Genomic DNA, 22,860 nt, shown 5'->3' on the forward strand with positions numbered 1-22,860 from the left:
CTTCGTGGTCAGCGGCGGATACGGGTCATCGCGGGGTCCACGAGCGGTTCGGCGGCCACGGTGGCCGGGATCCGGCGCCCGAAGTACTCGATCTCGACGGGGGTGTCCGGGGTCGCGCTCGCGGGCAGCCATGCGTACGCGATGGGCGTCCCGATCGTGTGCCCGAACGCCGCGCTCGTGACGTAGCCGGCGGGGCGTCCGCCGAGGAAGACGGGCTCGTTGCCGAGCACCACGCTGCGCCGGTCGTCGATCGTGAGGCACGCCAGCCTGCGCGTGACCGTCTCGGCGCTGATGCCGGCCAGCGCGTCGCGGCCGACGAACTCGCCCTTCTGCAGCCGCACCGCGAACCCGAGGCCCGCCTCGTACGGGTTGTGCTCGGTGGTCATGTCGGTGCCCCAGGAGCGGTAGCCCTTCTCCAGCCGGAGACTGTTGAACGCGGCCCGCCCGGCCGCGATGACACCGAGCTCCTGCCCGGCCTCCCACAGCACGTCCCACAGCCGCAGCCCGTACTCGGCGCTGGTGTAGAGCTCCCAGCCCAGCTCGCCGACGTAGGACAGCCGCATCGCCGTGACCGGGACGCCGCCGACCCGCGCCGGCATCGCGCGGAAGTACTTCAGCGCCTCGTTCGAGAAGTCCTCGCGGGACAGCGGCTGCACGAGATCGCGGGCCAGCGGGCCCCACACCCCGATGCAGCACGTGGCGCCCGTGATGTCGCGGACCTGCACGTCCGGTCCCGCGTGGCGCCGGAAGTGGTCGAGGTCGAGGTTGCCGTTGGCGCCGACCTGGAACCGGTCGGCGCCGAGCCGGGCCACCGTGAGGTCGCTGCGGACGCCGCCGGCGTCGTCGAGCGCGAGGGTGTAGGTGACCGACCCGACCGACTTGTCCATCTTCCCGGTGGTGAGCCGGTCCAGCAGCGCCAGTGCGCCCGGGCCGGTGACCTCGAGCCGCTTGAGCGGGGTCATGTCGTAGAGCGCCACGCCCTCGCGGGTGCGCCACGCCTCGGCCGCGGCGATGGGGGAGTGGAACATCGCCGACCACGGGTCGCGCTCCGGCGGCACCCACTCCGCGGGCAGCTGCAGCACCAGCGGCGCGTTCGCCTCGTACCAGTGCGGGCGCTCCCACCCCGCAGCCTCGAGGAAGACCGCGCCCAGCTCGCGCTGCCGCGCGTGGAACGGGCTGACGCGCAGGTTCCGCGGCGAGCGGCGGGGTTCCAGGGGGTGCAGCACGTCGTAGATCTCCACGAAGTTCTGCTGCGCGGTCTCGCTGACGTAGTCCTCGCCGAGCTGGACCTCCTCGAAGCGGTGCACGTCGCACCCGTGCAGGTCGAGGTCGCTACGGCCGTCCACCAGCAGCTGGGCCACGGCCCGCGCCACGCCGGCGGAGTGGGTGACCCAGACGGCCTCGGCGATCCAGAAGCCGGCCACGTCCGGCGACTCACCGATCAGCGGGCCGCCGTCCGGGGTGAAGGAGAAGATCCCGTTGAAGGCCTCCTCGATCTTCGCCGACGCGAGGGCGGGCAGCAGCGCGACGCTCTGCTCCCAGGACGGGGCGAAGTCCTCCTCGGTGAACGGCAGCATCGAGGGCATCGACGATGCCGTGACCTCCCCGCCGTCGTCGAGGTCGGTGAGGCGCACCGGCATCGGGCGGTGGGCGTAGCTGCCGATGCCGAGCCGGTCGACGTGCTCGCGGAAGTACAGGTCCTGGTCCTGGTGGCGCAGGATCGGCAGGCCGGCCTCCGCGAGCTCGTCGTTGCGCCCGGCGAGCTCGCCGATCTGCCCCGTCCTGACGTACTGGTGGGCCAGCGGGAGCAGCGGGACCGGCATGCCGACCATGGCGCCGACGGCCTGCCCCCAGAACCCGGCGCAGCACACGACGACGTCGGCCGGCAGCAGGCCCTCGGCGGTCCGCACGCCGGTGACGTGCCCGCCCGCCTGCTCGATCCCGGTGACCCGGGTCGACCCCCGGAACACCGCGCCGCGCGCCTGTGCCCGCCGCACGAGGGCGGCGACCACCCGCGGGGCCTTCGCGAGGCCGTCGGAGGGGATGTGGAAGCCGCCGAGCACGCGGTCGCGGTCGAGCAGGGGGTGCAGGCGCACGCACTCGTCGGGATCGACGACCCGGCTCTCGATTCCCCACGAGGTGGCCCACCCGTGGCGGCGCTGCAGGTCGGCCAGCCGCTCCGCGGTGGTGGCGACCTCCAGCCCACCGACCTGGTTGAAGCACCACTGCCCGTCCAGGTCGAGCGCGGAGAACTTCTCGACCGAGTAGCGGGCGAACTGCGTCATGGTCCGCGACGCGTTCGTCTGGAACACCAGGCCGGGCGCGTGCGAGCTGGAGCCACCGGTGAGCGGCAGCGGGCCCTGGTCCACGACCGTGACCCGGTCCCAGCCGCGCGCGGCGAGCTCGTCGGCGAGGTTCGCCCCGACGATGCCGGCTCCGATGATCACGACCTGCGGCGAACTGGGCATCAGGTTCCCCTCCCGGGCTTGGTGAACTCACCGGCGGCGTCGAGCAGCCATGCCGCCAGGTATCGGGCGAACGACGAGCGGACGAGCACCTGGTAGCGGGTGCCGGTGTCGTCGAGAGCGAGCAGGACGACGCCGGCGAGCCCGACCGTCGTCTGGGCGGCGGAACCGGTGCCGAACACGCGGGGGTGCAGGTCGAGCGAGCACCCCGTGGCGAGCACGTCGCGGACGTGCTCGCCGCGCAGGGAGAGCGTGGTGCGCTGCGCGGACACATCGACGACCGCGCCCGCGCCGCCCACCGCCGTGCGCAGCCCCGACTCCAGCTCCTCCGGGGTCGTGAACGGGCTGGTGACGAGCCACTCGTCGGGCCCCAGCCAGATGACGGTGGTGGTGTCGCCCTGAGCCCACGTGTTCGGGGTGGCCGGGAGCGCGACGCCCAGGTGGGCGGCGACCGCGTCCGAGTGCGCGGCGTCGAGGCGCAGGTCGGCCATCGCGACGAACGGCTCGGCCACGATCTGCACGCTGTCCGGGAGCGCGGCGAACCGCTCCGACCAGCCGTGCAACGGGCCGGTCCGCGGGAGGGACCCAACGCCGGATGCTCGCTCCGGCAAGCTCCGCTCAGCCGTCACGGCGGGCTCCTTCCGGGTCGACGAGGACGGGACCGGTGACCTCGACGGGCACCAGCGCACCGGCCAGCGGGACGTGCAGGGTCTCGCCGATGCGGCTGCGGCCGGCCTTGACCAGGGCGAGGGCGAACGGGCGGTCGAGCTCCGCGCTGCGGTAGCTGGAGGTGACGTGGCCGAGCATCGGGACCGGCGGCGCGGGCAGCTCGGCGGACTCGATGATCTGGGCGCCCTCCGGGAGCACCGTCCGCCCGTCGAGGGGCAGCAATCCGACGAGCTGCTTGCGCAGCGGGTTCTGGTTCTCGGCCCGGCCGAAGGAGCGCTTGCCGACGAAGTCCGGCTTCTTCTTCGACACCGCCCAGGACATCCCGAGGTCGTGCGGGGTGACGGTGCCGTCGGTGTCCTGCCCGATGATCGGGTAGCCCTTCTCCGCGCGCAGCACGTGCATCGTCTCCGTGCCGTAGGGGGTGATCCCGTACGGCCGCCCGGCCGCGAGGAGGCGCTCCCAGACGGCGGCGGCGTACCAGTAGCTGACGTTGATTTCGAAGGCGAGTTCCCCGGAGAAGCTCACCCTGGCGATCCGCACGGGCACGCCGTCGAGGTGGGTGTCGCGCCACGCCATGAATCCGAAGGCCTCGGCCGAGGCGTCCACCTCGGGGAAGACCGCGGCGACGACGTCCCGGGAGCGCGGGCCGACCACGGGGAAGGTGGACCACTGCTCGGTGACCGATGTGAGGTGCACCCGCAGATCGGGCCACTCGGTCTGGACCCACTCCTCCATCCAGTCCAGTACCTTCGCCGCGCCGCCGGTGGTGGTGTACACGAGGAACCGGTCCTCGGCCACACGCAGGACGGTGCCGTCGTCGATCACCATGCCGTCGACGCCGCACATCACGCCGTAGCGCACGAAGCCGACCTTCAGGCTGCTCATCATGTTCGTGTACATCCGGTCGAGCAGCACGGCGGCGTCCGCGCCCTGGACGTCGATCTTGCCGAGCGTCGAGCCGTCGAGGATGCCGACGCCGGTGCGGGCCGCGGTGCACTCGCGCAGCACGGCGGCCTCCATGTCCTCGCCGGGGAGCGGGTAGTAGCGGGGCCGCTTCCACTGCCCGACGTCCTCGAAGACCGCGCCGTGCGCCACGTGCCAGTCGTGCAGCGCCGTGGTGCGCTCCGGGTCGAACAACGCCCCGCGCTGGCGGCCGGCCAGCGCGGCGAACGCCACCGGCGTGTAGGGCGGGCGGAACGTGGTGGTGCCGAGAGCCTCGATCGGTGCGCCGAGCAGGTCCGCGGTGATCCCGGACGCGATCACGCCGGAGGTCTTGCCCTGGTCGTGCGCCGTGCCGATCGTCGTGTAGCGCTTCACGTGCTCCACCGAGCGCATGCCGGCACCGACCGCGCGGGCGATGTCCGCCACGGTGGCGTCGCGCTGCAGGTCGACGAACTGCGTGGCCGGGTCGCCCTCGGGCACCCGCCACAGGACCAACGCGGCCGTGCGCTCGTGAGCGGGCTCCGCCGCCGGCAACGCACCCGTTCCGCCTGCCGCCCGCTGCCCGTCGCGCAGGCACCCGGCCAGGTCGAACACCCCGTTCGCCGAGCCGGCGACCGCGACGCCGGGCAGCTCCTCCGCGGGCAGGAACGCGCCGAGGCCGGCGTCGTAGCGCAACCGCCCGCGTGCCTGGCTGAACAGGTGCACTGCCGGGTTCCAGCCGCCGCTGACCAGCAGCAGGTCGCACGCGACCGGCTCGCCGCCGACGAGCGCGTGGGTGATCCGGTCGCCACCGCGGGTGCCGGTGACGACCTGCCCGGTGCGCACGGGGATGCCGCGCCGCTCGCACTCCGCGTACCAGTGCGCCGGGGTGTCCGGCCGGGCGTCGACGACCGCGTGCACCCGCGCCCCGGCGTCGGCGAGGTCGACCGCGGCGGCGTAGGCGCTGTCGTCGGTGGTGAACACGACCGCGTCCCGCCCGGCCAGCACGCCGTAGCGGTGCAGGAAGGTCCGCGCGGCGCCGGCCAGCATGATCCCGGGGCGGTCGTTGTCGGCGAAGACGACCGGCCGCTCGTGCGCACCGGTGGCGATCACGACCCGTCGGGCCCTGATCCGCCAGACCCGCTGCCGGGAGACGTTGCGCGGGGCTGCGGCAGTATCTCCACCGACGAGCCCCCGCCTGGCGGCGTCGGCTCCTCGGACACGCGCTGGGAGGTGGTCGGTGCGGCGCTCCAGCGCGAGCACGAAGCCGTCGTCGTAGTGGCCGAAGGCCGTGGTGCGCTGCAGGTGCAGCACGTCCGGTGCGCCGGCCAGCTCCGCGGTCACCGCGGCGACCCATTCGAGGGCCGGGCCCCCGTCGAGGGTGTCCGTGGCGCCGAGCAGGCTCCCGCCCGCCTCGGACTGCTCGTCGACGAGCACCACCCGGGCGCCCGCCCGCGCCGCGGTCAACGCCGCGACGAGGCCGGCCGGTCCCGCCCCGACGACGAGCACGTCGGCATGGGCGTGCTTCGCGTCGTAGCGGGCGGAGTCGGGGACCTCGGCCAGCCGCCCCTGGCCCGGCACACCCCGGGCCGCGAGCCCGTCGGTGAGCTCGACCGTGGTGGCGAGCAGCATCGGCTCGGGGAACGGCTCCTCGATCTGCACCAGGCCGCTCGGGTCCTCCGCCCACGCCGCCGCGATCCCGCGGGGACGACCGAGCGCGATGCTGGTGGTGATCCGGTGGCGGCCGTGCGCGAGCAGCGCCGACGCGAGCGTGTCGCCCGGGTGGCCGGTGAGGCGCTGCCCGTCGAAGGTGAACTCGTAGGTGACGCCGCGGTCGATCCGGCCCCGGGCGGCGACCCGGAACTCGTGCGGCATCGGTGATCCGCTCGCGAGCTCGCTCATGAGAGCTCCGGTCGAGCCTGGTCGGGCCGGTAGACGGCCTGGAAGCGGTAGGTGGCGGTGTCGCGCACCGCGTTGAACCAGCGGCGGCATCCGGCCGCATGGCTCCACCGCTCCGCGAACAGCCCCTTCGGGTTGTCGCGGAAGAACACGTAGTGCGCCCACTCCTCGTCGGACAGGGCCTGCGGGTCCTCCGGGTAGGCGACGTGGGCCTGGCCGCCGTAGTGGAACTCGACCTCTTCACGCGGCCCGCACCACGGGCATTCGATGAGTTGCACGGGACCTCCTAGTGCGCCACGGCGGCGGCGCCGTGCTCGTCCACCAGCGCGCCGGTGACGAAGCGGTCGAGGGTGAACGGGGCGTTGTACGGGTGCGGCTCGTCGTGGGCGATCGTGTGCGCCATGCACCAACCCACGCCGGGGGTCGCCTTGAACCCGCCGGTGCCCCACCCGCAGTTGAGGTACAGGTTCGAGTAGGGGGTGCGTCCGACGATCGGGGAGGCGTCCGGCGTGACGTCGACGATTCCGCCCCACGTCCGCAGCAGGTGCGCCCGCGCGAACACCGGGAACAGCTCCACCGCGGCGGCCATCTGGCGCTCGATGATGTGGAACGCGCCGCGCTGGCCGTAACCGTTGTAGGAGTCGATCCCGGCGCCCATCACCAGCTCGCCCTTGTGTGCCTGCGACACGTACACGTGCACGGCGTTGGACATCACCACGGTGGGGTGCACCGGCTCGAGGAGCTCCGACACCAAGGCCTGGAGCGGGTGGCTCTGGATCGGCACCCGGAACCCGAGCATGTCGGTGAGCACCGAGGTGTGGCCCGCGGCGCAGAGCGCGACCTTCCCGGCCACGATGTCGCCCCGCGTGGTGCGCACACCGGTGACGCGGTCCCCGTCCGTGGTGAACCCGGTGACCTCGCAGTCCTGGATCAGGTCGATCCCGGCCTCGTCGGCGCGGCGCGCGAAGCCCCAGGCGACGTAGTCGTGCTTCGCGATGCCCGCGCGGGGCTGGTAGGTCGCGCCCAGCACCGGATAGCGGATCTCCTGGGAGGTGTTGACGATCGGGCAGACCTTCTTCACCTCGTCCGGGGTGAGCCACTCGGCGTCGACCCCGTTCAGCACGTTGGCCTCGACCCGCCGCACGCTGTCGCGCACGTCCTGCAGGCTGTGGGCGAGGTTGAGCACGCCGCGCTGGCTGAACAGGATCGGGTAGCCGAGGTCGTCCTCGAGGCCCTCCCACAGCTTCAGCGCGTGCTCGTAGATGCCGGCGCTCTCGTCCCACAGGTAGTTGGAGCGGATGATCGTGGTGTTGCGGGCCATGTTCCCGCCGGCGAGCCAGCCCTTCTCCAGCACGGCGACGTCGGTGATGCCGTGGTTCTTCGCGAGGTAGTGGGCGGTGGCCAGGCCGTGCCCGCCCGCGCCGACGATCACGACGTCGTAGGAGCGCTTCGGCTCCGGGGTGCGCCACAGGAAGTCCGGGTGCTCCGGGAGCGGGTTCACGATGCGACCTCCTCCAGCGCCGGGTAGAGCGGGAATCGCGCGGCCAGCCCGGTGACCGCGGCGCGGAGCTCGCGGATCTCGTCGTTGCCGGTCGTGGGCAGCAGCGCGGCCGCGATGACGTCGGCGACCTCGGCGAACTCGGCCGCGCCGAACCCGCGGGTGGCCAGCGCGGGCGTGCCGATCCGGACGCCGGAGCTGACCATCGGCGGCCGCGGGTCGAACGGGACGGCGTTGCGGTTCACCGTGATCCCCGCGGCGTGCAAGCGGTCCTCGGCCTGCTTCCCGTCGAGCTCGCAGTTGCGCAGGTCGACGAGCACGAGGTGGACGTCCGTGCCGCCGCTCACGACGCCGATCCCCGCCGCGCGCGCGTCCGCGGCGAGCAGCCGGTCGGCGAGGAGCCGCGCCCCGAGCAGCGTGCGCTCCTGCCGGTCGCGGAACGCCTCGCCCGCGGCCAGCTTGAAGGTCACGGCCTTCGCCGCGATCACGTGCTCGAGCGGGCCGCCCTGCTGGCCGGGGAACACCGCCGAGTTGAGCTTCTTGCGCAGAGCCGGGTCGTCCTCCGCGGAGATGATCAGACCGCCGCGCGGCCCGCCGAGGGTCTTGTGGGTGGTGCTGGTGACGACGTGGGCGTGCGGCACCGGCGACGGGTGCAGCCCGGCGGCGACGAGCCCGGCGAAGTGCGCCATGTCGACCATCAGGTAGGCGCCGACCTCGTCGGCGATCCGCCGGAACCCGGCGAAGTCGAGGTGGCGGGGGTAGGCGGACCAGCCGGCGACGATGACCTTCGGGCGGCGCTCGCGGGCGAGCCGCTCGACCTCGGCCATGTCGACGCGGTGGTCGTCCTCCCGCACGTGGTAGGCGGCGACGTCGTAGAGCAGGCCGGAGAAGTTGAGCCGCATCCCGTGCGTCAGGTGCCCGCCGTGGGCGAGGTCGAGGCCGAGGATCGTGTCGCCCGGCTGCAGGAGCGCCGCCATCGCCGCGGCGTTGGCCTGCGCGCCCGAGTGCGGCTGGACGTTCGCGAACGTGGCGCCGAAGAGGTCCTTCAGCCGCTCGATCGCGAGCCGCTCGACGACGTCGACGTGCTCGCACCCGCCGTAGTAGCGCCGTCCCGGGTAGCCCTCGGCGTACTTGTTGGTGAGCACCGACCCCTGGGCCTGCATCACCGCGAGGGGTGCGGCGTTCTCGCTGGCGATCATCTCCAGCGTCGACTCCTGCCGTGCCAGCTCGGCGCGCACCGCGTCGTGGATCTCGGGATCGACGTCGGCGAGTCCGCTGTTCAGGCTCTCGGGAACGGTGGTCGGGCCGGCGATCTGGGTGTCCAACATGGGGTGTCCGATCTGTGGTACCAAGCGGCCACTACTGATATATCAGTTGGCGGTGTACGGTAAGCGCGCCGTGCCACCGCGTCAAGACGTCCTGGCCGATGGGGGAGAAGACCGATGAGTGCCGCGCCTCAGCTGCCCGTGTCCACGGGCCTGTCGCTCGCGGACCGGGCCTACGAGGGGATCCGCGATCGCCTGGTCATGCTCGACATCCGGCCGGGCGAGCCGTTGAACGACGACGCGCTCGCGCAGGAGCTCGGCACGGGGCGCACGCCGGTGCGGGAGGCGCTGAAGCGCCTCGAGGGTGACCGGCTCGTAGTGGCCTACCCCCGCCGCGGGACGTTCGCCACCGCGGTCGACATCACCGACCTCGCCCACATCTCGGAGATCCGCGTCGAGCTCGAACCGCTCGCCGCCGCGCGGGCCGCCCGCAACGCCACCGAGGCCGACCGGGCGCACCTCGCTGTCCTCGCCCGCGACACCGCGCACCTGCAGGCGCGCGTCACCGATCGGCGCGAGCTGCTCCGCCGCGACGTCCAGGTGCACCGGGAGGTCTACCGCGCCGCGGGCAACCCTCACCTGGAGGACATCCTGGTGCGGCAGGACAACCTCGCCACGCGGATCTGGTGCCTGTTCCTGGACCGGATCCCCGCCATCGCCGGCCACGTCGAGGAGCACGTCGGCCTCCTCGAGGCCATCGTCGACGGCGACGAGCAGAAGGCCGCACGGCTGGCGCTCGAGCACGTGGTCGGCTTCGAGCGCGCCGTCCGCGCCGTGCTCTGAGCCGGCGGTACTCCGGGTCTACTCCGCGGCGCCGTAGTAGCCGAGGCGGCTGCTGATCTCGTCGGCGCCCGCGATCAGCCGCTCCGCGACGTCGGCGAACGAGTCGACCGGGAGGCGGTACGAGGGCGCGGAGACGCCCACCGCCGCCACGACGTCTCCGGTGGCGCCCCGGATGGGTGCGGCGATGGCGTTGAGGCCGACCTCGAACTCCTCGGAGGTCGCGGCCCACCCCTGCTCGCGGATCTTCGCGAGCTCCGCCTGGAGAACGGCGGGATCGGTGATCGTCAGCTCGGTGTACCCGGCCAGCTCGGCCGCGAGCACCTCGGCGGCCTCGTCGGGATCGGCCCAGGCCAGCAGCACCTTCCCGCTCGCCGTCGCGTGCAGCGGCGTCGGCCGGCCGATCCAGTTGCGGCCCGTGATGGCCGAGCTGCCGTACTCCTGGAGGATGTTGGTGGCCTCGCCGGAGTCGGCGATGGCGAGGTTCACCGTCTCGCCGAGCTCCGCGGCCAGTCGCCGGCACACCGGCCGGCTCTCGATCGGCAGCTCGAGCTGGGCGGTGGTGGCCCCGGCGAGCCGGACGATCCCGCGCCCCAGGTGGTACTTGCCGCGCTCCTCGAGCTGTTCGACCAGGTCACCGTTCTCGAGGGCCTCGATGAGCCGGAACGCGGTGGACTTGTGCACGCCGAGCTCCGTGGCCACCTCGGTGACTCCCACGCCCTCGCGCCCCCGCTCCGCGAGCAGGTAGAGGATCGCGATCGCCCGGTCGACGGACTGCACCTGGGACGGGACTGCCTCCCTCGTGTATCGCGGCAAATCGGTCACGGATGCGAACTCTACGGGGACCGTGGAATTCGGCAGCCCGAGAGGGCTTGACGGCACGGGCCGATGAGCTTCATCCTGCTGTTGCTGATAGCGCGCAGAGTTGCAGTATCTGAAACAGGAGGTGCTGATGATCTTCGTCGGTTCCGTGGACGACATCCCGCTCGGCGAGGCCGTGCGGGTCGAGGCCGCGCAGGTCGACGCCGGGGTGCCGATCGCCGTGTTCAACGTGGACGGCGAGCTGTTCGCCATCGATGACACGTGCACCCACCAGGACGCGTCGCTCGCCGACGGCTGGGTGGAGGGGTGCGCCGTGGAGTGCCCGTTGCACGCGGCCTGCTTCGACCTGCGGACCGGAATGCCGTCCGGACCGCCCGCCAAGCTGCCGGTGCGGACGCACGAGGTGGTCGTCGACGACGGGTTCGTCTACCTGCGCGTCTCGGCGCCGGTGGAGGATGCGCCCGCGGAGGTCGCGGCCTGATGCAGACCGTCGCGGTCGTCGGGGGCTCGCTCGCCGGGCTCAGTGCCGCGCGCGCCCTGCGGGAGCAGGGCCACGACGGGCGGATCGTGGTGGTGGCGGAGGAGGACCGGTTCCCGTACGACCGCCCTCCGCTCTCGAAGGAGTTCCTCGCCGGCAGGATCGATGTGGACGACCTCGCGCTGACGACGAGCGTGGACGACGCGGAACTGGACCTCGAGTGGCGGCTCGGCGACCCGGCGACCGGGCTGGACCGGGGCGGGTCCGCGCTCGTGCTGGCGTCCGGGCGGGAGGTGGCCGCCGACGGCGTCGTCGTCGCCACCGGCGCGCGGGCGCGCACGCTGCCGGGCGCGGATCTCGAGGGCGTGCACACCCTGCGCACGCTGGACGACGCGCTCGCGCTGCGCCGCGACCTGCTCGTCAGCCGCCGCCTCGTCGTGATCGGAGGCGGCTTCATCGGTGCCGAGGTCGCGTCCACCGCTCGTGACATGGGCCTCGAGGTCACGGTGATCGAGTCGGACCCGGTCCCGCTGGCGCGGGTGCTGGGTGCCGACCTCGCGGCGACCTGCGCCGAGCTGCACGGCGACAACGGCGTCCACCTGATCACCGGTGAGACGGTCACGGGCCTCGCCGGGAACGGCCGGGTCCGGGCGGTGCACCTGTCCGGCGGCCGGAGGGAGCCCGCCGACGTGGTCGTCGTCGGTATCGGCGCCACGCCGAACGTCGAATGGATCGCGGGTTCGGGGATCGAACACGACCACCGCGGCGTGTGGACCGACGCCGCGGGCGCGACGAACGTCCCGGCCGTCGTGGCGGCGGGTGACTGCGCGTTCTCACACTGCGCGTACGCCGGCTCCGCCGTGCGGCACGAGCACTGGACGAACGCGGTGCAGCAACCCGCTGCCGCCGTGGCGACCCTGCTCGGGCGCACGCCGGCCCCGTCCTCGGCTCCCTACTTCTGGTCCGACCAGTACGGCGCACGCCTGCAGTTCGCCGGGCACCGGCTGCCCGGAGACAGCGTCGAGATCCTCGACGGCGACCCGGCCGACCGCCGGTTCGTCGCCGGCCACCGCCGGCACGGCGACCTCGTCGCGGTCTTCGCGATGAACCAGCCGAAGCTGTTCGGGCGGTGGCGCCGCCAGCTCTCCCCGCAGCGCATCCCCGCGGAACTCTGACCTCTTACTCAGCGAACCAACCACCGCACGAGAGGTGCCGTGTGTCTGCCCCATCCGAGCTGTCGTCGAGCCTGATCTCCACCCTGCCCGGACACTTCTACACCGACCCCGTGATCTTCTCCGAGGAGCAGGAGAAGATCTTCGAGTCCCGCTGGTTCGCCGCCGCCCGCAGCGCCGAGATCGATGGCCCCGGCGCGTTCCGCACCGTCGACGTGGGGCGCGAGAACGTCGTCCTGGTCCGCGGCCGCGACCGGCGGCTGCGGGCGTTCCTCAACGTGTGCCGCCACCGGGGCGCCCGCGTCTGCATGCAGGAGTCCGGCGTGGCGAAGCGGAACCTGCAGTGCGGCTACCACGCCTGGACCTACGGGCTCGACGGCAAGCTCGTCGCGGCACCGAACCTCACGAGCATGCCGGACGTCGACCGGACGGCGTACGGACTCGTGCCGGTGCACCTGCGGGAGTGGCTCGGCTACGCGTGGGTGTGCGTCGCCGACGAGCCGCCGTCGTTCGAGGACACCGTGATCGGCGCCGTCGCGGAGCGGCTCGGCACGACCGACGTCATCGAGAGCTGGGACATCGAGAACCTCGCCGTGGGGCGCCGGATCGGCTACGACGTGCGCGCGAACTGGAAGCTGATCATCGAGAACTTCATGGAGTGCTACCACTGCGCCACGATCCACCCCGAGCTGACGGAGGTGCTGCCGGAGTTCGCCGACGGGTACGCCGCGCAGTACTTCGTGGGTCACGGGGCGGCGTTCGCCGACGAGGCTGCGGGATTCACGGTGGACGGCAGCGCAGGCCTCACCGCGATCCCCGGCGTGGGGGAGGACCACGACCGCAGGTACTACGCGATCACGGTCAACCCGCAGGTGTTCATCAACCTCGTGCCGGACCACGTGATCGTCCACCGGATGTACCCGGTGGCGCACGACCGGACGATCGTCGAGTGCGACTGGCTGTACCTGCCCGAGGTCGTGCGGGGCGGGCAGGACCTGGACCGCTCGGTCGAGCTGTTCCACCGGGTCAACCAGCAGGACTTCGACGCGTGCGAGCGGTGCCAGCTCGCCGCGTCGTCGCGGGCCTACGCCCACGGCGGCGTCCTGGTGCCCAGCGAGCACCACATCGGCGCGTTCCACACCTGGGTCACCGAGCAGCTGTCCCCCTCCGACCCGGCTTCCTGATGCACGTCTGACGCACGAACCCACCATTCGCCCCTCAGTGAGGAGGAAGGCCCCGGTCGGCCGGCCGGGGCCGATGCGACATGACAGTTCAGGTTCCTTCAGATTCTCCGGCAGATTCTCCGGCGGATTCGCCTGCCGATTCTCCGGGCACGCCGGCGGCCGGCGAGGGCGCCACGCTGGACCGATGGGTGTTCGGGTCCGCGGCCGCGCTGGTCGTGGCGTTCATCGCATGGGGCGTGTTCCAGACGGCCTCGCTCAGCGCGGTCGCGTCGGCCGTGCTCGCCGGCGTCGTGCGTGGCGGGGGCTGGGCCTTCGTGCTCGGGGCGAGCGGGTTCGTCGTGTTCGCACTGTGGCTGGCGTTGAGCCGCTACGGCCGGATCCCGCTGGGCCGCGACGACGAGGGGCCCGAGTTCCGCACGACCTCCTGGATCGCGATGATGTTCAGCGCTGGCATGGGAATCGGGCTGATGTTCTACGGCGTGAGCGAGCCGCTCGCCCACTTCACCAGCCCACCGCCGGAGACCGCGGCTTCAGGCACCCCCGAGGCGTTCGACGTCGCGATGGCCACCACCCTGTTCCACTGGACGCTGCACCCCTGGGCGATCTACGCGGTCGTGGGGCTCGCCATCGCCTACAGCACGTTCCGGCGCGGGCGGCGCTCGCTGATCAGCTCGGCGTTGGAGCCGCTGCTGGGCGGCCGCCGCTTCGGAGGCCCGCTCGGCCGGGCGGTCGACGTCATGGCGATCTTCGCGACGCTCTTCGGCTCGGCCGCGTCGCTCGGCCTGGGCGCCCTGCAGATCGGCGGCGGGCTGCAGGCCGGCGGGTTCCTGGCGAGCGCGCCCGCCGCGCTGCTCGTGGTCGTCATCGTCGTGCTGACCATCGCGTTCGTGGCCTCCGCCGTGAGCGGCATCGCCAAGGGCATCCAGTGGCTGTCGAACATCAACATGGTGCTGGCCGCGGTGCTGGCGGCGTTCGTGTTCGTCGCCGGGCCGACGATCGTCATCCTCGACCTCCTCCCCACCGCGATCGGCGACTACTTCGGCAACCTCGCCCAGATGGCCGCCCGCACCGCCGCCGCGGGCGGTGATGCCACCGAGGCCTGGCTGTCCGGGTGGACGGTCTTCTACTGGGCCTGGTGGATCTCCTGGACCCCGTTCGTCGGGATGTTCATCGCCCGCATCAGCCGCGGCCGCACGATCAAACAGTTCGTCGCCGGCGTCATCCTCGTGCCCAGCGCGGTCAGCCTGGTCTGGTTCGCGATCTTCGGTGGGGCGGCCGTGAGCATCCAGCGCGCGGGGACCGACCTCGCGTCGGCGTCGCCGGAGGCGCAGCTGTTCGGCGTGCTCGACGCGTACCCGCTCGGCGCCGCGCTCGGCATCGTCGCGATGGTCCTGGTCTCGATCTTCTTCGTCTCGGGCGCCGATGCGGCCTCGGTGGTGATGGGGACGCTCTCGCAGCGTGGCTCGCTGCGCCCGTCCCGCGGCATCGTGATCTTCTGGGGCGTCGTGATGGGCGCGATCGCCGCCGTCATGCTGCTCGTCGGCGGCGACGACGCGCTCACCGGCATCCAGAACCTCACGATCATCATGGCCGTGCCGTTCGGACTGGTGATGGTCCTGCTGTGCTTCGCGTTGACCAAGGACCTCCGCCACGACCCGCTGATGCGCAGGCACGACCGGTCCCGCCAGGCCGTGGAGCAGGCCGTGGACTACGGCATGCAGAACTACGGCGACCGCTTCTTCCTCAACGTCAAGTGCGCGCCCGGGGCGACACCGCCGGAGCCGGCCGAGACGGATGACGACCTCGAGGAGGAGCGGCCGGTCGCGGTCCGCGCGCTGCCGCGGCTGTAGTGCCGAGCGCCCCTCCCCGAGGTGAGGTCTGCGCGACCGGAGTGATCCGGGTCGCTGTCAGCTTGTGCCCGCGGGCAACCAGGCATTCACCTTGTCCTGGTTGGCCTCGACCCACTTCTTGGCGGCCTCTTCGTCGGAGAGCTTGTCGACGGCGATCGAGCGCGCCACCGAGTTCTGGTCGTCGTTGGTCCACTGGAACTTCTTGGCCAGCTCCGCGGCCGGGCTCCCCGAGCCGGCGAACTTCGCGCTCGCGATCTTGTTCAGGTCGTACGGCGGGTAGTCGCACGCCACCTTCGCCGGGTCGGCGTCGCACCCCTCGGTGTACGGGGGCAGGCTCACGCGGGCGAGCTTCATCTCCTCGAAGAACCACTGCGGCTCGTAGAAGTAGGCGATGAAGAACTGCTTCTGCGCCTCGGCCTGGCGGAACGACTGGATCAGCGCCGTCTCGCTGCCGCCCTGGACGACCTTGAAGTTCAGACCGAGGTTGGTCACCAGCGCGTTGTCGTTGGTCACGTAGGACGGGTCGCCGTCCAGCAGTTGCCCCTTGTCGCCCGACTCCGAGGTCTTGAACTGGTCGGCGTAGTTGTTCAGGTTCTTCCAGTCCAGGATGTCCGGGTGCGCCTGCGCCAGCCACGGCGGCACGTACCAGCCGATGATCCCCTTGTTGCCGGTCGGCCCGAGGTCGACGGCCGTCTTCTGGTCGGTGATGTACTGCTTGGTGAGATCGGGGTGGCCCCAGTTCTCCAGGATCAGGTCCACCTCGCCGGTGCCGAAGCCCGCCCAGGACACCTGCTCCTTGAGGTCCTTCTTCGTCACGGTGCAGTTGAGCTTGTTCTTGGCGACGTACTCGTAGACCGCCGCGTCGGCCTCGTAGCCGACCCACGGGTTGACCGCGAGGTTGACCGTGCCGCACGGGGCTCCCGAGCCGCCGCCGGAGCCGCCGCCCCCTCCGCCTCCGACCGTCGCCCCGCCGCAGCCGGTCAACGCCAGCGCCGCCGCGGCGACGAGCGCCACCTGCACGCGCCGCCAGGTTCGAACGGTGTCTGCCACTGGTGCCACCTCCTTCATCGAGCACCACGGGCGCGGCGTGCCGCCGCCTGGGTGATGCGGTCGAGCATGATCCCGAGGAGCACGATGGCCACCCCGGCGGCGAGGCCCTTGCCGAACAGGCTGCCCTGGGAGAACCCCGCGACCACGTCGAAGCCGAGCGCGCCCGCCCCGACCAGGCCGCCGACCACGACCATCGACAGGACGTAGATCAGGCCCTGGTTCGTCGCCAGGGTGAGCGCGCTGCGCGCCATCGGCAGCTGCACCTTGGTGATGAGCTGCCGGGTGCTCGAACCGGATGCCGTCGCCGCCTCGACGGTGACCGCCGGTACCCCGCGGATGCCGTCGGCGATGATCTTCATGGCGACGGGCGCCGCGAAGACCACGGCGGCCACGACCGCCGTGAACCGGCTCGCGGCGAAGAGTGCCAGGAACGGCACGAGGTAGACGAACGCCGGCATGACCTGGGCGGCGTCGAGCACCGGCCGGATCGTTCTGTCCGCGCCGGCGCTGCGCCCCATCCAGACCCCGCCGACGACGCCGAGCACCATCACGATCGCCGTCGCGACCAGGGTGGCGGCCAGCGTGGCCATCGCGTCGGCCCACAGCCCGGTGCCGATGAGCAGGGCCAGGCAGATCGCCGCGGTGATCGCCGCACGCGCCCCGCCCAGCAGCGCGGCCAGCGCGAGCACGACCGCGCAGACCAGCCACCAGGGCGACTGGACGAGCAGGGCCTCGACGCTGTCCAGCACCACCCTGCTGAAGCCGTCCTTGAAACCGGCCGTGATGACCGAGAGGTTGGTCTGCGCCCATGTGGTGAGCGCGTCGGCGAAGCGGGAGATCGGGCCGCCGACCCCGAAGTCGGTGGTGGGGAACGTGGAGGCCCAGACGTACCGGTAGGACAGGACCACGCAGGCCACGGTCACGGCCGCGCCCGCGCCGAGCAGCACCTGTCGCCGCCGGTGCTCACGGGGTGACGGGGCGTGCGTCGACTCGGCCCGCGCGGCCGCGGCGGTGGTGACGCGGTCCAGCACGATCGCGATCACCACGATGGCGAGACCCGCGTTGAAGGCGGTGCCGACGTCCAGGGTCTCGAGCGCCTTGATCACCGTCTTGCCGAGGCCCGGGGCGTCGATGAGCGCGGCGATGGTCACCATCGACAGAGCGGCCATGATCGTCTGGTTGACGCCGAGCACGATCGTGCGGCGGGACATGGGCAGCAGGACCTTGGTGAGGGTCTGCCACCGGGTGGAGCCCATGGACTCGGTGGCCTCGACGGTGGTGCGGGGCACCGCGCGGATCCCGTGCGCGGTGATCCGCACGACGGGCGGCATCGCGTAGATCAGGGTCGCGATCGTGGCCGACGCCGGGCCGATGAGGAAGAACAGCGTCAGCGGCGCGAGGTAGACGAACGTCGGCATCGTCTGCATGAAGTCGAGCACCGGCGTGATCGCCCGGTTGACCCGGTCCGATACGCCCGCCCAGACCCCGAGGGGGATCCCGATCAGGAGGCAGACCAGCACCGCCGCCAGGGTCAGCGCGAGGGTGTCCATTCCCTCCTGCCACAGGCCCTGCAGCCCGATGAACAGCAGCCCCACGATCGTGAGCAGCGCCACCTTGATGTTGCCGAACACCCAGGCGGCGAAGCCGGACACGGCGACCACGCCGAGCCAACCCAAGAGCGGCGCGGGTCGGCCGAACGCGGGCTGGCTGATCAGGCCCTGGATCAGCGTGACGAGGGTGTCGATCGCCAGCCTGATCTCGTTGAAGACGTACAGGAAGATCGGGTTGGTGTTGCGGCTGGCGTTGACCGCCGTGTTGAGATCGTTGAGCCAGCTGTGCAGCGGGGTGAGGTCGGACGAGGCGAGCGTGAGCGTGTTGACGCCGCGCAGCGGGACCCACAGCACGAGCCAGGCGACCAGCACGGCGACGACCGCGGTGCGGGTGCTGACCGCCCACTCGCGGAGCCGGGGCTGCGCCAGGGTGGCCATCAGATGTCCGCATCCGCGATGATCCCGAGGATCTCCTCGTCGCCGACGATGCCGACGACCTTCCCGTCAGCGACGACCCGGATGGGCTTCTCCGCTGCGAGGACGGCCCGGGTCGCCTCCCGGACGATCACGTCCTGGCCCAGCTCCGGTCCGTCGGTCGGGTCGTCGGGGCGTACCGGCCGCATGATCCAGCGCAAGGTCAGTACGTGCGCCCGTGACACGTCGCGGACGAAGTCGCGGACGTAGTCGTCGGCGGGGGCGCCGACGAGCTCGTCGCCGCTCCCGATCTGCACCATCGCGCCGTCGCGCATGATCAGGATCCGGTCGCCCAGCTTGAGGGCCTCCGACAGGTCGTGGGTGATGAAGACCATCGTCTTCCCGACCTCTTTGTGCAGCCGGATGATCTCGTTCTGCATGTCTCGCCGGATCAGCGGGTCGAGCGCGGAGAACGGCTCGTCGAACAGGAGCACGTCCGGGTCGCTCGCCAGGGCCCTGGCCAGGCCGACCCGCTGCTGCATGCCGCCGGAGAGCTGGTCGGGGTAGGAGCGCTCGTACCCCGACAGGCCGACCAGCTCGATCACCTCGCCGGCCCGCTTCGTGCGCTCGGCGCGCCCGATGCCGCGGATCTCCAGTCCGTAGGCCACGTTCTCGACCACCCGCCGGTGTGGCAGCAGGCCGAAGTGCTGGAAGACCATGGAGATCTTCCGGCGGCGCAGGTCGCGCAGCCTGCCCTGGTCGGCCGCGATGATGTCCTCGCCCTCGAACTCGAGACGGCCCGACGTCGGCTCGATCAGCCGGGTCAGGCAACGCACGAGCGTCGACTTCCCCGAGCCGGAAAGCCCCATCACGACGAACATCTCGCCCGGGGCGACGTCGAAGGTCACGTCGCGTACGGCGGCCGTGCATCCGGTGCGCTCGAGCAGCTCGCGTCTGCTCAGCGCACACAGCTCGGGCGAGGCCGGGACCGCGTCGGCCCTGGGTCCGAAGACCTTCCAGAGATCGCGCACCGCGATCACAGGCTCACGGGGGGCAGTCGGCACCGTCTCGGCCGTTCCTCGCACCGTGTCCGTAGCGCTCGCTTCCGGCATCTGGCTCACCGCCTCGTCGGTGTGAGGCGCACCACTTATGCGCCGGAGCATCGTATGTCCGCCGGGGGGTGGGTCAAGAGACGATGCGATCACAGAACGGGTTACGCGGCGTCGGTGGGGCTGGGCCCACCGTCCCGAGATCGCTCCCCGGCGGCCCGGGACCGCGCCAGCTCCAGGAGGTTCACCGCCGGCCGGGCGGCTCTGGTGGCGGGTATGGCGGCCGACATCGTGGCTGCCGGCTCCGCAGGGTCGACCGGCCGGTAGCGGGCGCCCGGTATGCGGAGGTTGCTCGTGCTCCCGGGCACCAGGGAGACCGCGAGCCCCGACGCCACCAGGGCGACGAGCGTGTGGTCGTTGGAGGCCTCGTACACGACGTCGGGGGCGAAGCCGGCCCGGTCGCATGCGCCGATGATCGTGTCGAACGCCTCGGGCGCGTCGGCGCGCGGGAACAGGACGAACGGCTCGCCGGCCAACGCGGCGAGCGGCACCCGCTCGGCGCGGGCGAGCTCGTGGTCCTCGGGTAGGGCGGCGACGAGCGGTTCGGCGCGCAGCGGCCACAGGCTCACCCCGGGGTGTGGCGCGCTGCTGCGGAGGAACCCGATGTCGATCCTCCCCTGGCCGAGGGCCTCGAGCTGCGGAACGGCCTCCATCTCGTAGACGAGCGGCAGGACGGCGGGGTAGGCCGCGCGGAACGCGGGCAGCAGGTCGAGCAGCACGCCCGAGAATCCGGACGCGACGCTGCCGACCCGCACGGCGCCCGTCCGGCCGTGCTCGACCTGCCGGACGATCCGGGTCGCCTCGCCGGTGCGGGCGAGCACCATGCGGGCCTCGCCGAGCAGTGCCGTGCCCGCCGTGGTGAGCCGTACGCCGCGTGGGCCGCGCTCGAACAGGCGGACCTCGAGCTCGCGCTCCAGCTTGCCGATCTGCTGGCTGAGCGGCGGCTGGGCGATCCCGAGGCGAGCGGCGGCACGGGTGAAGCTGAGCTCCTCCGCGACCGCGACGAAGTAGCGGAGGTGGCGCAGCTCCATCCAGGGAATATATGCCGGACGTCTGGCGGGCGGCACCGATCCGTATTGGACATATGGCTGCTCCACGCCTTCACTGCGAGGACACCCAGGACACGACCAACGGAGGTGCGGTCCGCATGGGCAACGGCCAGGTGCTCCTCGACGACGTCCCGCTCTCGCGGTTCCACCTGCGGGTGAGCGCGTACACGACCGGCGGCATGTTCTGCGACGGCTACATCCTCGGGATGATCGGCGTCGCGCTCGCGGTCTGGGCCCCGCAGATCGGGATGTCCGCCACCTGGGAGGGGCTGATCGGCGCCTCCGCCCTGGTCGGGATCTTCCTCGGCAGCCTGGTGTTCGGGCCGGTCACCGACCGGGTGGGACGGCAGACGATGTACGTCGCCGACCTCGCCCTGTTCGTCGTCGGCTCGGTGCTGCAGCTGTTCGTGAGCGAGCCGTGGCAGCTGGTCGTGCTGCGGCTGGTCATGGGGATCGCGATCGGCGCCGACTACGCGATCGGGGCGGCGCTGCTGTCGGAGTTCCTGCCGCGCAAGCAGCGGGGGCCGCTGCTCGCGAGCCTCAACGCCGTGTGGACGGTCGGGTTCGTGGTCGCGTTCGTGGTCGGCTACCTCGTGCGCGGCCTCGGGGACGACTCCTGGCGGTGGATGCTGGCGTCCAGCGCGGTGCCCGCGATCATCGTTCTGTGCCTGCGGCTGGGCACCCCGGAGTCCCCGCGGTGGCTGGCGGCGCACGGCCGGCACGCGGAGGCCGACGAGGTGCTCCGGACGTTCTTCGGCCCGAACGTCGTGCTGGGGCCGGAACCGCCGTCGCCGCGGCGGGCGCGGATCGCGGAGCTGTTCACCCCCCGCTGGCGGCAGCGCACCGCGTTCGCCTCGCTGTTCTGGTTCTGCCAGGTGCTGCCCTTCTTCGCGCTGTTCACGTTCGCCCCGGACGTGCTGTCCGCGCTCGGTCTCGACGACGAGTTCACCGGCGGGCTGATCCTCAACCTGTTCCAGCTGGCCGGCGCCGTGGTCGGCGTCGTGATCATGAACCGGCTGGCCCGGCGAGGGTTCGTCCTGTGGTCGTTCGTCGTGCTCGCGGTCTCGCTGCTTCCGCTCGCACTGGCGGCGAGCCCGTCCGTGACGGTCGTGATCGCCGCGTTCGCGGTGTTCGCGTTCACCGTCTCGGCGGCCGGCAACCTGGAGACCGTCTACCCGTCGGAGCTCTTCCCCACCGAGCTGCGGGCGACCGGCGTGGGGTTCGCGGCATCGATGAGCCGGGTCGGCGCGGCGATCGGGACGTTCCTGCTGCCGCTCGGCCTCGAGCACCTGGGCAACCGGGCGACGATGACGATCGGCGTCGCGGTGCTGCTCCTCGGTGCCCTCGTGTCGTGGGCGTGGGCGCCGGAGACGCGCCACCTGGCGCTGACCGAGGCGAGCGGGGGAGACGCGGCACGAGCGGGGGAGCCGGTCTGATGGACGCGGAGTTCGGCGTCGTCGGCGTCGGGACGATGGGCGCGATGACGGCGTGGCAGCTCGCCCGGCGTGGCGCGTCGGTGCTGGGCTTCGAGCAGTTCGCGCCGGGGCACGACCGGTCGGGGGCGGGCGGGGAGACCCGGATCTTCCGCACCGCCTACCTGGAGGGCGCCGAGTACGTGCCGCTCCTGCTGGCCGCGCAGCGCGAGTGGCGCGACCTGGAGGCCGAGTGCGGGGACGCCCTGCTCACGATGAACGGCGGCCTCATGATCGGTGACGCCGAGGGGGGCCTGCTCCGCAGCGTCCTCGCGAGCATCGCGGCGCACGACCTGCCGCACGACGTCCTCGACGCCGACCGGGCCGCCGCCCGCTATCCCCAGCACCGGCTCCGGCCGGGCGAGGCGATGGTCCTCGACCACCAGGCCGGATACCTGCGCCCCGAGCTCGCCGTCCTCATGGCCGCCCAGCGCGCCGAGGAGCTCGGAGCACGGATCGTGCGGCACGAGCCGGTGGTCGCCATCGCCCCGGACGACGACGGCGTCACGATCACGACGGCGGGTCGGTCCTGGCGGGTGGGGGAGGTCGTCGTCAGCGCGGGCGCGTGGACGCAGCGCCTGCTCCCGGGCGCGGCGCCCGACCTGGACGTGCAGCGGCTGGTGATGACGTGGTTCGCCGCGCGCGACCCGGCGGCGTTCTCCGCGGATCGGTTCCCGGTCTTCATCCGGCACACCGGAGGCTACGACATCTCCGGCTGGCCGAGCATCGACGGCGCCAGCGTCAAGGTGGCCGTCAACTACGGCTACGACCGGGTGGGCGATCCGGACCGGCTCGACCGTGGCGTCGACGACGGCCTGCTGCGCCTGATCCGCTCGGCGGTCGGCGAGCTGCTGCCTGGGCTGGTCCCCGAGCCGGTGCGGGTGAGCGCGTACATGGACGGCTACACGGCCGACCACCACGCCGCACTCGGCCGGGTGCCCGGGGTGCCGCGCACGCTGATCGCGTGCGGGTTCTCGGGGCACGGGTTCAAGATGGCACCGGCCATCGGGAAGGCGCTGGCCGAGCTGGCCGTGCAGGGGTCGACGGACCTGCCCGTCGGCCACCTCGACCCGGGGCGGCTGCGCGACCGGGAGCGTCCGGCGCGCCGGACGGTGGCGGCCGAGCTCGCGGCCGCGTGACGCAAGGAGAGGAG

At 72.2% G+C, this 22,860-nt stretch carries 18 protein-coding genes; 7 read left to right on the forward strand and 11 right to left on the reverse strand.

The window, feature by feature from the left end:
- Positions 1-8: 8 nt before the first annotated feature.
- Genes ABEA81_RS35465 through glyA form a run of 6 tightly spaced genes read right to left on the reverse strand, consistent with a single transcriptional unit; the run spans position 9 to position 8,780 of the window.
- A complete protein-coding gene (locus ABEA81_RS35465; RefSeq protein WP_345611337.1) occupies positions 9-2,468 on the reverse strand; it encodes a GcvT family protein in 2,460 nt (819 codons plus the stop codon).
- The gene (locus ABEA81_RS35470) at positions 2,468-3,094 is read right to left on the reverse strand and encodes a sarcosine oxidase subunit gamma (protein ID WP_345611338.1); all 627 of its coding nucleotides are present in this window, start codon (positions 3,092-3,094) and stop codon (positions 2,468-2,470) included. Before ABEA81_RS35470 ends, ABEA81_RS35465 begins: the two co-directional genes overlap by 1 nt.
- Complete coding sequence (locus tag ABEA81_RS35475) at positions 3,084-5,930, reverse strand: 2Fe-2S iron-sulfur cluster-binding protein (protein WP_345611389.1); 2,847 nt, start codon at positions 5,928-5,930, stop codon at positions 3,084-3,086. The genes ABEA81_RS35470 and ABEA81_RS35475 overlap by 11 nt, the downstream gene beginning before the upstream one ends.
- Before the next feature lie 23 nt (positions 5,931-5,953).
- Positions 5,954-6,232 carry a sarcosine oxidase subunit delta gene (locus ABEA81_RS35480; RefSeq protein ID WP_345611340.1) on the reverse strand — a complete coding sequence of 93 codons (279 nt, stop codon included), beginning with the start codon at positions 6,230-6,232 and terminating at the stop codon, positions 5,954-5,956.
- Positions 6,233-6,240: 8 nt separating this feature from the next.
- Entirely contained in the window at positions 6,241-7,455 is a 1,215-nt protein-coding gene (locus ABEA81_RS35485; RefSeq protein WP_345611341.1) for a sarcosine oxidase subunit beta family protein, read from the reverse strand.
- On the reverse strand, positions 7,452-8,780 hold the full coding sequence (glyA, locus tag ABEA81_RS35490) for a serine hydroxymethyltransferase (protein ID WP_345611342.1): 1,329 nt from the start codon (positions 8,778-8,780) through the stop codon (positions 7,452-7,454). Before glyA ends, ABEA81_RS35485 begins: the two co-directional genes overlap by 4 nt.
- Positions 8,781-8,894: 114 nt before the next feature.
- On the opposite strand from glyA, the gene ABEA81_RS35495 reads away from it, so the two are divergent.
- Complete coding sequence (locus ABEA81_RS35495; protein WP_345611344.1) at positions 8,895-9,560, forward strand: GntR family transcriptional regulator; 666 nt, start codon at positions 8,895-8,897, stop codon at positions 9,558-9,560.
- Between the two features lie 18 nt (positions 9,561-9,578).
- Here ABEA81_RS35495 and ABEA81_RS35500 read toward each other — a convergent pair whose 3' ends face one another.
- A complete protein-coding gene (locus tag ABEA81_RS35500) occupies positions 9,579-10,337 on the reverse strand; it encodes an IclR family transcriptional regulator (RefSeq protein ID WP_345611345.1) in 759 nt (252 codons plus the stop codon).
- A gap of 172 nt (positions 10,338-10,509) precedes the next feature.
- On the opposite strand from ABEA81_RS35500, the gene ABEA81_RS35505 reads away from it, so the two are divergent.
- From ABEA81_RS35505 to ABEA81_RS35520, 4 genes are all read left to right on the forward strand, one after another.
- Entirely contained in the window at positions 10,510-10,860 is a 351-nt protein-coding gene (locus tag ABEA81_RS35505) for a bifunctional 3-phenylpropionate/cinnamic acid dioxygenase ferredoxin subunit (protein WP_345611346.1), read from the forward strand.
- Complete coding sequence (locus ABEA81_RS35510) at positions 10,860-12,032, forward strand: NAD(P)/FAD-dependent oxidoreductase (RefSeq protein WP_345611348.1); 1,173 nt, start codon at positions 10,860-10,862, stop codon at positions 12,030-12,032. Before ABEA81_RS35505 ends, ABEA81_RS35510 begins: the two co-directional genes overlap by 1 nt.
- A 41-nt stretch (positions 12,033-12,073) precedes the next feature.
- Positions 12,074-13,213, forward strand: coding sequence for an aromatic ring-hydroxylating oxygenase subunit alpha (locus tag ABEA81_RS35515; protein WP_345611349.1), 1,140 nt, complete (start codon positions 12,074-12,076; stop codon positions 13,211-13,213).
- 80 nt (positions 13,214-13,293) lie between these two features.
- Positions 13,294-15,063 (forward strand): BCCT family transporter, encoded by a 1,770-nt coding sequence (locus ABEA81_RS35520; protein ID WP_345611351.1) that lies wholly within the window; start codon positions 13,294-13,296, stop codon positions 15,061-15,063.
- Positions 15,064-15,120: 57 nt separating this feature from the next.
- On the opposite strand, the gene ABEA81_RS35525 is transcribed toward ABEA81_RS35520, so the two are convergent.
- The 4 genes from ABEA81_RS35525 to ABEA81_RS35540 form a co-directional block, all read right to left on the reverse strand.
- Entirely contained in the window at positions 15,121-16,113 is a 993-nt protein-coding gene (locus tag ABEA81_RS35525; RefSeq protein ID WP_345611352.1) for an ABC transporter substrate-binding protein, read from the reverse strand.
- Between the two features lie 14 nt (positions 16,114-16,127).
- On the reverse strand, positions 16,128-18,101 hold the full coding sequence (locus tag ABEA81_RS35530) for an ABC transporter permease subunit (protein WP_345611354.1): 1,974 nt from the start codon (positions 18,099-18,101) through the stop codon (positions 16,128-16,130).
- Positions 18,101-19,108 (reverse strand): quaternary amine ABC transporter ATP-binding protein, encoded by a 1,008-nt coding sequence (locus ABEA81_RS35535; RefSeq protein WP_345611356.1) that lies wholly within the window; start codon positions 19,106-19,108, stop codon positions 18,101-18,103. The genes ABEA81_RS35530 and ABEA81_RS35535 overlap by 1 nt, the downstream gene beginning before the upstream one ends.
- A gap of 182 nt (positions 19,109-19,290) precedes the next feature.
- Entirely contained in the window at positions 19,291-20,217 is a 927-nt protein-coding gene (locus tag ABEA81_RS35540; protein WP_345611357.1) for a LysR substrate-binding domain-containing protein, read from the reverse strand.
- 116 nt (positions 20,218-20,333) lie between these two features.
- Between ABEA81_RS35540 and ABEA81_RS35545 the strand changes: the two genes are divergently transcribed.
- Positions 20,334-21,671 carry an MFS transporter gene (locus ABEA81_RS35545; RefSeq protein WP_345611359.1) on the forward strand — a complete coding sequence of 446 codons (1,338 nt, stop codon included), beginning with the start codon at positions 20,334-20,336 and terminating at the stop codon, positions 21,669-21,671.
- Positions 21,671-22,846: an N-methyl-L-tryptophan oxidase gene (solA, locus tag ABEA81_RS35550; protein WP_345611361.1), complete on the forward strand. Its 1,176-nt coding sequence runs from the start codon at positions 21,671-21,673 to the stop codon at positions 22,844-22,846. Before ABEA81_RS35545 ends, solA begins: the two co-directional genes overlap by 1 nt.
- Positions 22,847-22,860: the final 14 nt, after the last annotated feature.

This window comes from Pseudonocardia adelaidensis, assembly GCF_039543345.1.
GTDB classification, from domain to species: domain Bacteria; phylum Actinomycetota; class Actinomycetes; order Mycobacteriales; family Pseudonocardiaceae; genus Pseudonocardia; species Pseudonocardia adelaidensis.

Excerpts from the sequence above, each read along its gene's own strand:
- glyA (WP_345611342.1), bottom strand. The coding sequence starts at position 8,780 with ATGTTGGACACCCAGATCGCCGGCCCGACCACCGTTCCCGAGAGCCTG.
- ABEA81_RS35475 (WP_345611389.1), bottom strand. The coding sequence starts at position 5,930 with ATGCCGCACGAGTTCCGGGTCGCCGCCCGGGGCCGGATCGACCGCGGC.
- ABEA81_RS35545 (WP_345611359.1), top strand. The coding sequence starts at position 20,334 with ATGGGCAACGGCCAGGTGCTCCTCGACGACGTCCCGCTCTCGCGGTTC.
- ABEA81_RS35465 (WP_345611337.1), bottom strand. The coding sequence starts at position 2,468 with ATGCCCAGTTCGCCGCAGGTCGTGATCATCGGAGCCGGCATCGTCGGG.
- ABEA81_RS35505 (WP_345611346.1), top strand. The coding sequence starts at position 10,510 with ATGATCTTCGTCGGTTCCGTGGACGACATCCCGCTCGGCGAGGCCGTG.
- ABEA81_RS35495 (WP_345611344.1), top strand. The coding sequence starts at position 8,895 with ATGAGTGCCGCGCCTCAGCTGCCCGTGTCCACGGGCCTGTCGCTCGCG.
- solA (WP_345611361.1), top strand. The coding sequence starts at position 21,671 with ATGGACGCGGAGTTCGGCGTCGTCGGCGTCGGGACGATGGGCGCGATG.
- ABEA81_RS35530 (WP_345611354.1), bottom strand. The coding sequence starts at position 18,101 with ATGGCCACCCTGGCGCAGCCCCGGCTCCGCGAGTGGGCGGTCAGCACC.
- ABEA81_RS35520 (WP_345611351.1), top strand. The coding sequence starts at position 13,294 with ATGACAGTTCAGGTTCCTTCAGATTCTCCGGCAGATTCTCCGGCGGAT.
- ABEA81_RS35510 (WP_345611348.1), top strand. The coding sequence starts at position 10,860 with ATGCAGACCGTCGCGGTCGTCGGGGGCTCGCTCGCCGGGCTCAGTGCC.
- ABEA81_RS35540 (WP_345611357.1), bottom strand. The coding sequence starts at position 20,217 with ATGGAGCTGCGCCACCTCCGCTACTTCGTCGCGGTCGCGGAGGAGCTC.